Consider the following 8,986-nt stretch of genomic DNA (forward strand, 5'->3'; position numbering starts at 1 on the left):
GCGGGGCGCCCCGGCGGGGTCAGTGGACGGCGCCCCCCTGCGGGGCGGGCGCGGGGGCGCCGCGGTGCCGTGCCGCTTCGGCCTGGGCACCGCCGTTGCCGTTGCCGCCGCCGGAGTTGCCGTTGCCCGGGTTTCCCGAGTCGTTGCCGTTGCCGCCGCCGGAGTTGCCGTTGCCCGGGTTTCCCGAGTCGTTGCTGTTGCCCCGGCCGTTGCCGTTGCCCGGGTTTCCCGAGTCGTTGCTGTTGCCCCGGCCGTTGCCGTTGCCCGGGTTTCCCGAGTCGTTGCTGTTGCCCCGGCCGTTGCCGTTGCCCGGGTTTCCCGAGTCGTTGCCGTTGCCCCGGCCGTTGCCGTTGCCCGGGTTTCCCGAGTCGTTGCCGTTGCCCCGGCCGTTGCCGGTGTCGCCGTCGTTGCCGGGGGCCTGGCCGGGCCGGTCCGGGGTGTCCGGCGTCGCGCTGTTCCCGCCGCCGTCGCCACTTCCGGGGTTACCGTCGTCCGGGCCGCCTTCGGCAGGGGACGGACGCGCCGCCGGGCCCTCCAGGACCGCGTCGCAGTACGCGGCGACCCGGTCGCTTCCGCCCGCGGCTGTGGCCAGCCGCTTCCGCTCGGCGCCGTCCGGAATGCCCGCGTCCCGCTGCTGGGCCCGGCACAGCGCGACGATCCGCGCCGGCGCCTCCGAGGGCGGCACGGCTCCGGGAGCGGAGTCGCCGGGGCGCGGTACGGCCGGGCCGGCCTCCCCGGCCGTGGGGGCCTTCGGGGAGGCGGGACGGGAAGGGGCCGAGGCGGTGTCCGGCGCCTGGGAGACTCCGCTCCCGGAGTCGGGGTCGCCGCCGTGCAGGAACGGGACCCCGCCGGAGGCCACGGCCACCCCGCTGCCGAGGAGGGTGGCCGCGGCCACGCCGAGCGCGCCCGTACGCATCCGGCCCAGACGCCGTGCCAGCCGGGCGAGACGGCCCCGCGGACCGGCCGCGGCCGTCCGTCCGTCGCGTGCCGCCCGGAAGGCGGCCAGAGCCTCCTCCTCGCCCCTGAGTACACCGGAGTCCGGTGGCGGTACCGCGGCGTCGAGGAGGGCCGCGAGGGCGCGCAGGCCGTCGTCCGGCGGCGTGTCGCCCGAGCTCCGCGGGCCGGGGCCCGGCCGGGAACCCTCCGCGATCAGTCGGCGCAGCGTGGCCTCGGTCACCCGGGCGCTTTCCTCCCGGTCCCGCATCGGGTCGTTCACCTCCGTACCGCCGTTGCCTCGGACCGTTCCACCAGCCGGGCCAGTTTCCTCAGACCGCGTGACAGCGCCATCGCCACCGCACCCGGCCGCTTGCCGAGGATCTCGGCCGTGCTCTTGGTGTCCAGGTCCAGAACCACCCTCAGAAGTACCGCCTCGGCCTGTGGAACGGGCAGGGTGCCGATGAGGGAGACGATCTCACGTGTCGACAGTTTCGTCCCGGCGACCTCCGCCGCGTCCGGGGCGGCCTCACCGCCGGGGGTGCCGGACGCGCGTGGCTCGGGCAGTTCGTCGGTCGGTACGGCGATCTCCCGCACACGCCGCTTTCTGCGACGCAGGACGTCCCGGGCCCGGTTCCGTGTGACGGCCAGGGCGAAACGGCGGAAGGAGGCGCCGTCCCCCTCGAAACGCAGCACGTCCCGGGCTATCTGTAACCACGTCTCGGCCACGACGTCCTCCGCGTCCTGGCCGACGATGACGGCCGCGTAGCGCAGGAGCTCGGGGTTGAGGCAGCGGTAGACGGTGCGGAAGGCGGTCTCGTCGCCCCGCCGCACGCCGAGAACCGCAGCGTTCAGATCCCCGGCGTGCCCCGGGTGGAGCCGGTCGCCGCCGTCCGCCGCATCACTCACGAACGGGATCCTTCCACGCTCCCGCGCGGCGCGTCGACACACCTCCCCCTCACGGGCGGATCCCGTGTGGGGAAGGTGCGGCGCGAACGTGAACCCCCTGCGCCGCACGGGGAGAAGGCGGAGGGGGCCCGGCCCCTTCCCGCGCGGGCCGGTGAGCGGCGGCCGCTCACCCGCGTACGCGGGCCGCGGCCTCCCGGCCCTCCTCGCCCTCGGGGACTTGGACATCCAGATCCAGTTCCTGCCACGGTGTCCACCGGCCGGTCTCGACCTCGCGGGTGCGCGCCTCGGCCCGGCCGCCGATCTCCGCCGTCGCCCGGGGCCGGGAGATGCCCGGCAGACTGAACGGCCCGGTGTCGCGGCGGGTCACGCCGCTGTGCCCCTCGCCCCGGTCCTCAGGTTCACGGAGTACACCCTGACCGGCGACGCGGCCACGGGGTTCCCCCCGTCCTCGGGCGGACTGGCCACGGCGACGGCCACCACGCCGGCCCCGCCCACCACGACGGCACCCGGGGTCAGCCAGATCCGTCTCCTCGGGCTCGATGTTCTGCGCGCTCGTTCTCCTCGCGGACTCAAGTCCCGCCCCCCCGTCACCTGGATCGCTCATCCGGAGACTCACTCGCCCCGCGTCCGTCACGGGACCCTTCGGTAAGCGCTCACCGTGGAGGAGATGTCACTTCGGGACACGCGGGTACCCAGCCGTTACGGTGCGGGCCGCGACCGGGCCGGAAACGCGAAGACGGCCGGGGTCGCCACCCCCCACAGGAGAGACCCCGGCCGTCGTCGAGTGCGGACCGCCGCGCCGAGCGAGGTCCGTCACCCTCCTCAGCGCCGGGCGGCCGGAAACTGTTACTCCCGCCCGCACACTCCCTCCGCCTCTTCTCCGCCACCCGTCCCCGCGCCCTCCCCGCTGCCTTCAACTCGGTAACTACCGATCCGTTCGCATGGACGGGAGCGCACACTAGGTCGTAGCGTTCTGCATCGCATCGACGCAGATCGAAGCATCACGGCGGGACCACGCTCGGCCGGGGGCGCGGGTGAGCGCTACATCGCGAAGTGGAGCAGGGCTAAGGCGTGCAGGGGGAAGACGCGGAACTCACCGCAGCGGTGCGGGCGGCGCGGGAGGGGGACGAACGCGCCTTCCGCACCGTCTACCGTACCGTGCACCCCCGTCTGCTGGGATACGTGCGGACGCTGATCCCGGACGCGGACGCGGAGGACGTCGCCTCCGAGGCGTGGCTGCAGATCGCCCGGGACATCGACCGGTTCGACGGGGACGCCGACCGCTTCCGCGGCTGGACGGCGCGGATCGCCCGCAACCGCGCGCTCGACCACATCCGGGCGCGGGGGCGACGGCCCGTCTCCAGCCCGGTCGACGACGACAACGAACTGGCGGTGCTGCCCGCCGGATCCGACACCTTCGACGAGGCGCTGGAATCGATCGGCACCGGTCACACCATGGCCCTGATCTCCCGGCTGCCACGCGACCAGGCCGAGGCCGTCGTACTCCGGGTCGTCGTCGGCCTCGACGCCAAGGGAGCCGCGCGGGTGCTGGGCAAGCGACCGGGCGCGGTCCGCACCGCCGCGCACCGGGGCCTGCGAAAGCTGGCCGAACTGCTGGAGAGGGAGGAGGAAACCGGCGACGGGGTGTCCGTATCCAAGGCCGGAGCCGCACGGAGTGTGACGGAAAAGGCCAGACGGACGCTGAGGGAAACGTGAGGGCCGACGACCGGTACAGCTGGCTGGACGGGGAAGCCGCGGAGTGTCTGCTGCGCGGCCGGTCGGCCCACTTCTCGCCGTCCGCGGACGAACCGGGGGCGTCGGCGCTGGCCGAGGCTCTCGACGGACTCGCCCCCCCCCCCACGACCGCTGCCGCCACAGCCGTCCGCGCCGCCGTGCCCGGCGCGTGTGACGACGCCGAGCTGCCCGGAGAGACCGCCGCGCTGGCGGCCTTCCGGGCAGCTCGGGCACGGCCGGGGGCCGATGCCGGAGCCGGCCCCCCCGGGCGCCGCTGCCGCCTGCGGTCACTCGGCCGCCTCCTGCGGGTGGGTGTCGCCGCGCTGGCGCTCGGCGGGGTACTCGGCGGGGTCGCCATCGCGGCCGGCAGCGGGATGCTGCCCGCGCCGTTCAGGGGAGGAAAGGGCTCGCCCGCCCCGGCGGCGAGCGTGTCCGCCGGGCCGGGCGGGCTCCTCTCGCCGCCGATCGGCACCGCCGGCTCCCTCTCCGGCCGGCCGGACGGGGACGACGGACGCGAGCAAGGCGAGGAGGCGGGCGAGCAGCGCGGCGGCTCCGGAGCCCCGGGCGACGGGGACCCGACCGGTACCGGGTCCGGCGGGCGGTCGCCGGAGAGCGCCCCGTCCACCCCGGCGCCGGGCGGCGCGGGCGACCGGGCCGAGGACTCCACCGCACGTCCGCCCGGGGCGGACGTGCGTCTGAGGGAACTGTGCGAGAAGCTGCGGAGCGGTGAGCTGAGCCGGCGGGAACGCGCCGAGCTGGAACTCACCGCGGGAGTGCCGGACCGGGTGGACGGCTACTGCCGCGAGTCCGGTGCGGCGGCCGGCGGCACCGAGGGCGGGGACGCCTTCCCCGCCGATGACGGGCAGGCCGAACCCACCGCCCCCGTCGAGCCCGGCAGCCCCACGGCCCCCGCCGACCCCACCGCCCCCGGACGGATCCCGGACACTCCGGTGGTGACGCCGGGCACCGCGGCCTTTGGCCCCGCGTCCTGAACCCGGCCCGGCTCGAAGGTGCGCGGACGGCTGTGTGACCGGCGTCACCGGGGTCGCCGTCCGGCGGGTGTGACACTTTCCGGGCCGCGGACGCAGTACAGAACAAGCCGACTGGTCATCGGCGAGCGCGCCACCCAAGGTTCCCCCCGTACCTGCGGGATGCGCGTAGCGCGGGCGGGGCACGTTCCCCCGCCCCGCCCGCGCCTCTCCCCACACCGGCCCGCCCCGCTTCGGGAGGGCGCCGGGGAGGTCAGTAGACGATCACCTTCTCCCCCACCCTCACCTGCTCGAAAAGCGCCGCGATCGTCTCCTTGTCCCGTACGTTGACGCAGCCGTGCGAGGCGCCGTTGTAGCCGTTGGCGGCGAAGTCCGCGGAGTAGTGCACCGCCTGGCCCCCGCTGAAGAACATCGCGTACGGCATCGGGGTGTCGTAGAGCGTGGAGTGGTGGTTCCGGCTCTTGAAGGTGACGCCGAACCGGCCCTCGCGGGTCGGGGTGAGCTCCGAGCCGAAGCGCACGTCCATGGCGGAGACGACCTTCCCGTCGATCATCCAGGCCAGCGTCCGGCTCTCCTTGCTGATGCACAGCGCCCGGCCCGTCAGACACCTCGGGTCGGGGTCGGTTATCGGCCGGGTGGTGGGCGGGTACAGCTCGGCCCGCGTGGGGGGCCTCGTCCGCGCGGTCAGGGCGCTCCAGGTGGCCTGGGTGACCTGGCCGTTCGCCGTCAGCCCCCGCCGTTTCTGGAAGGCGGACACGGACGTGGTGGTGACCGGGCCGTAGTAGCCGGTCGGGTTGAGGTCGAAGTGCCCGGTCTGGCGCAGCCGCGCCTGGAGCTCGCGGACCTTCTCGCCCTGCGCGCCCTCCCGCAGCACAGGCGGCGCGGTGGACGCCGGCGGGGGCGGCGCGGTGGACGCCGGCGGGGGCGGCGCGGTGGACGCCGGCGGCGCCTCGGAAGCTGCTGGAGGCGGCGGGGCGGACGCAGGCAGCGTCTCGGGCGGCGCCGAGGTGCGTCGCTCCTCCTCGCTCACGGACGGCGTGGGTGTGGGCGTGGGCGCGGGCGTCGGGTCGGACGCGGGCGTCGGGTCGGGCGCGGGCGTGCTCGGCGTCACGGACGGCGCGGCCGACGGCGCGGTGACCGCGGCGGGCGACCGCGACTGCTCATCCGTCTGCTGTGCCGTGCATCCCGCACCCAGCAGCGCCACGGCCGTCGCCGCGAGCGCGGCACGGCCCGCGGTCCTGTCTCGCACGGACTCCCCCCAGGACATCTGATACCCCCTCGAATCAGCCGGACCTTCACCGGTTTCCCCACCCGTGTGGATTCCCGGCAGCCAGACTGCCCGAACCGGGGACGACAAACCACCCCCCGGCGGTTCCGCGCGCGGCGCCCGCGCGGGCCCTTCCGCGCACCACCCCGCTCGTCTGTGAGGAAGGTCCCAGGCTGTGGCTCTCCCGCCGCTCTCCCGCCGATCGCTACAGTCCGTATCGGACAGGGCGACGAAGCGGGAGGCACCGAAACATGGCACGCGAGACTGGCCGAGGAACGGGCGGGGACCGGCTCACCGAGAGCGGACTGCCGATCGAGCCGGTCTACGGACCCGACTCGCTCCGGGACTGGGACCCGGAGGCGAAGCTGGGCGAGCCCGGTTCGTACCCGTACACGCGGGGTGTCTACCCGACGATGTACACCGGGCGGCCGTGGACGATGCGCCAGTACGCCGGTTTCGGCACGGCGGTGGAGTCCAACGCCCGCTACAAGCAGCTGATCGCCAACGGCACCATGGGCCTGTCGGTCGCCTTCGACCTGCCGACCCAGATGGGCCACGACTCCGATGCCCCCATCGCGCACGGTGAGGTCGGCAAGGTCGGCGTGGCGATCGACTCGATCGACGACATGCGGGTGCTGTTCGACGGCATCCCGCTGGGCGAGGTCTCCACCTCGATGACGATCAACGCCCCCGCCGCCGTCCTGCTGCTGCTCTACCAGCTGGTGGCCGAGGAGCAGGGCGTGCCGTCCCAGAAGCTGACGGGCACGATTCAGAACGACGTGCTCAAGGAGTACATCGCCCGCGGCACCTACATCTTCCCGCCCAAGCCCTCGCTGCGGCTGATCGCGGACATCTTCAAGTACTGCCGGGCCGAGATCCCGCGCTGGAACACCATCTCCATCTCCGGTTACCACATGGCCGAGGCCGGGGCGACGCCCGCGCAGGAGATCGCCTTCACCCTCGCCGACGGCATCGAGTACGTGCGCACGGCGGTGGCGGCCGGGATGGACGTGGACGACTTCGCGCCCAGGCTGTCGTTCTTCTTCGTCGCGCGCACCACGATCCTGGAGGAGGTGGCCAAGTTCCGCGCCGCCCGCCGGATCTGGGCACGGGTGATGAGGGAGGAGTTCGGGGCCGAGAACCCCAAGTCGCTGATGCTGCGCTTCCACACCCAGACCGCGGGCGTGCAGCTCACCGCGCAGCAGCCCGAGGTGAACCTGGTGCGCGTGGCCGTCCAGGGCCTGGGCGCGGTGCTGGGCGGTACCCAGTCGCTGCACACCAACTCCTACGACGAGGCCATCGCCCTGCCCACCGACAAGTCGGCCCGCCTGGCGCTGCGCACCCAGCAGGTGCTGGCCTACGAGACGGACGTGACCGCCACCGTCGACCCCTTCGCCGGGTCGTACGTGGTGGAGTCGATGACCGACGCGGTCGAGGCCGCCGCGCTGGAGCTGATGGGCAAGGTCGAGGAGCTGGGCGGAGCGGTCAACGCCATCGAACACGGCTACCAGAAGGGCGAGATCGAGCGCAGCGCGTACGCCATCGCCCAGGAGACCGACTCCGGCGAGCGCGTCGTCGTCGGCGTCAACCGGTTCCAGCTCGACGAGGAGGAGCCGTACGAGCCGCTGCGGGTGGACCCGGCCATCGAGGCGCAGCAGGCCGAGCGGCTGGCGCGGCTGCGCGCCGAGCGCGACCGGGCGGCCGTGGACGGGGCGCTGGCCGAGCTGCGCAAGGCGGCCGAGGGCAGCGACAACGTGCTGTACCCGATGAAGGAGGCGCTGCGGGCCCGGGCCACCGTCGGCGAGGTCTGCGACACCCTGCGGGAGGTGTGGGGCGCCTACGTCCCCACCGACGCCTTCTGAGCCCGCCGTTCCTCACGCACGGTGGTCCGGGGGCAGGGCTCCCGGCGGGGCGGGGAGGACGCTTGCGCTGCCCGGCCCCTGCGTCGCAGGGGCAGGCCTCGACCCTGATACCGGAGGGTTGAAAGAGGCGGTGCGACTCATGGGCTACCGGCCGACGGTGCGGGTGGCCAAGACGCGCCGCACCGGCATGCTGGACGGCGCGGAGCTGTGCCTGGACGACCTGGAAGGCGTCGGGCTGTTCCTGGAGTTGGAGCGGATCGTGCCGGACGGCGCGGACGAGCCGCGGTACAGGAGGAGATGGCCGCGCTGGTGGCGACGTCGGGCGTGGAGATGGAGCGGACCAGCGCGACGTACGACGCGCTGGTCCCCCGACACTAGGGCCGGCTTGGGAGGTGGGGCAGGATCGCCGCGACCACCTGCCCGGGCGGTTCTGCTGCCACGTGGTGGTGGAGCACTCTCCTGCCCAAGTCGGCCCATTGGCGGGCGACTTCCCGGTACAGGTCGTGCTCGCGTTGCCGGTCGTCCGCGGTGAGGCGGTGGAAACGGGAGTAGCCGCCCCGGCGTGCGGCCCGCTGCGCGCACCGGCCGGGGTCGCCGATGAGGATCACCGTCAGGTCCGGGGCGGCGGCGAAGGCGTTGATCTGCCGGAGGTAGGCCGGATCGACTCCGTCCAGGGTCTGGAGGACCAGGGAGGACGGCACGTAGCGGTCGCGGACCACGGTGCGGCCCTCGGCCAGGACGGGGTTGATCTCGGCTGCACGGGGACCGGCGGAGGACCGCCGGGGGACGTCCCCGTGTGTGTGGTGCGCGCGCCGGGGAGGCTCAGAGCAGGCCGAGTCCGGTGACGATCACGGAGACCAGCACGGTGAGCGTCCAGCCGAGCGCCTGCTCGACCAGCTTCTCGCGGTCCTCCTCGGAGGGACCGCCGGTACGGAGCCGGAGTGCCGGGATCCTCGCCGCCGTCGTGTGACCCATGGTGGTGTCCTCGTCTCGCCTCGTGGCGCGCCGGTGTGCGGGGCACCGGTGCGCCGTCGGTGTGCCTGTGTCCGCGATCGCCGCGCATGGGCGTCGCGGATCTCCAGCATGAGGGGATTCGCGCCGTTCAAACAGAGACGCGGATCACCCCGCGGCCGGGCGCCGGCGGCGAAGCCGCCCCCAACACACCGGCTGCCCTGCGGTGATGGGCCCGGCGGAGCCCGGGCGGCCGTGCGGCTGTGACCAACGACACGGGGCGCGAAGGCCGCACCCTTCCCCGCGGGGCCCGCTCACCGCCGCGCCCGCCGCCCCAGCGC

10 protein-coding genes are annotated in these 8,986 nt (G+C 74.2%); 4 read left to right on the forward strand and 6 right to left on the reverse strand.

Annotated elements, in window-relative coordinates; genetic code table 11:
• Positions 1-19: 19 nt before the first annotated feature.
• The 3 genes from LJ221_RS21580 to LJ221_RS21590 form a co-directional block, all read right to left on the reverse strand.
• On the reverse strand, positions 20-1,177 hold the full coding sequence (locus LJ221_RS21580; RefSeq protein WP_241718388.1) for a hypothetical protein: 1,158 nt from the start codon (positions 1,175-1,177) through the stop codon (positions 20-22).
• A gap of 35 nt (positions 1,178-1,212) precedes the next feature.
• Positions 1,213-1,842 carry an RNA polymerase sigma factor gene (locus LJ221_RS21585; protein ID WP_241718389.1) on the reverse strand — a complete coding sequence of 210 codons (630 nt, stop codon included), beginning with the start codon at positions 1,840-1,842 and terminating at the stop codon, positions 1,213-1,215.
• A gap of 166 nt (positions 1,843-2,008) precedes the next feature.
• A complete protein-coding gene (locus LJ221_RS21590) occupies positions 2,009-2,209 on the reverse strand; it encodes a hypothetical protein (protein ID WP_241718390.1) in 201 nt (66 codons plus the stop codon).
• A gap of 704 nt (positions 2,210-2,913) precedes the next feature.
• Between LJ221_RS21590 and LJ221_RS21595 the strand changes: the two genes are divergently transcribed.
• Both LJ221_RS21595 and LJ221_RS21600 read left to right on the forward strand, forming a co-directional pair.
• The gene (locus tag LJ221_RS21595) at positions 2,914-3,558 is read left to right on the forward strand and encodes an RNA polymerase sigma factor (RefSeq protein ID WP_241718391.1); all 645 of its coding nucleotides are present in this window, start codon (positions 2,914-2,916) and stop codon (positions 3,556-3,558) included.
• On the forward strand, positions 3,555-4,568 hold the full coding sequence (locus LJ221_RS21600) for a hypothetical protein (protein ID WP_241718392.1): 1,014 nt from the start codon (positions 3,555-3,557) through the stop codon (positions 4,566-4,568). The genes LJ221_RS21595 and LJ221_RS21600 overlap by 4 nt, the downstream gene beginning before the upstream one ends.
• 250 nt (positions 4,569-4,818) lie before the next feature.
• Here LJ221_RS21600 and LJ221_RS24045 read toward each other — a convergent pair whose 3' ends face one another.
• Positions 4,819-5,439, reverse strand: coding sequence for a peptidoglycan-binding protein (locus LJ221_RS24045; RefSeq protein WP_374228528.1), 621 nt, complete (start codon positions 5,437-5,439; stop codon positions 4,819-4,821).
• A 10-nt stretch (positions 5,440-5,449) separates the two neighbouring features.
• On the opposite strand from LJ221_RS24045, the gene LJ221_RS24050 reads away from it, so the two are divergent.
• Entirely contained in the window at positions 5,450-5,836 is a 387-nt protein-coding gene (locus tag LJ221_RS24050; RefSeq protein WP_374228529.1) for a hypothetical protein, read from the forward strand.
• A gap of 247 nt (positions 5,837-6,083) precedes the next feature.
• Positions 6,084-7,694, forward strand: coding sequence for a methylmalonyl-CoA mutase (locus LJ221_RS21610; RefSeq protein WP_241718394.1), 1,611 nt, complete (start codon positions 6,084-6,086; stop codon positions 7,692-7,694).
• Positions 7,695-8,068: 374 nt separating this feature from the next.
• Here the strand turns inward: LJ221_RS21610 and LJ221_RS21615 are convergent, their stop codons facing one another.
• Together LJ221_RS21615 and LJ221_RS21620 are read right to left on the reverse strand one after the other, a co-directional pair.
• A complete protein-coding gene (locus LJ221_RS21615; protein WP_308314836.1) occupies positions 8,069-8,443 on the reverse strand; it encodes a hypothetical protein in 375 nt (124 codons plus the stop codon).
• Positions 8,444-8,516: 73 nt separating this feature from the next.
• Complete coding sequence (locus LJ221_RS21620) at positions 8,517-8,669, reverse strand: SCO1431 family membrane protein (RefSeq protein ID WP_241718396.1); 153 nt, start codon at positions 8,667-8,669, stop codon at positions 8,517-8,519.
• Between the last annotated feature and the right edge of the window lie 317 nt (positions 8,670-8,986).

It is taken from the genome of Streptomyces sp. CNQ085, assembly GCF_022614595.1.
Taxonomy (GTDB): Bacteria; Actinomycetota; Actinomycetes; order Streptomycetales; family Streptomycetaceae; genus Streptomyces.

Bases quoted from the DNA above. Each gene is read 5' to 3' on its own strand.
- LJ221_RS21610 (WP_241718394.1), top strand. From the start codon at position 6,084: ATGGCACGCGAGACTGGCCGAGGAACGGGCGGGGACCGGCTCACCGAG.
- LJ221_RS21620 (WP_241718396.1), bottom strand. From the start codon at position 8,669: ATGGGTCACACGACGGCGGCGAGGATCCCGGCACTCCGGCTCCGTACC.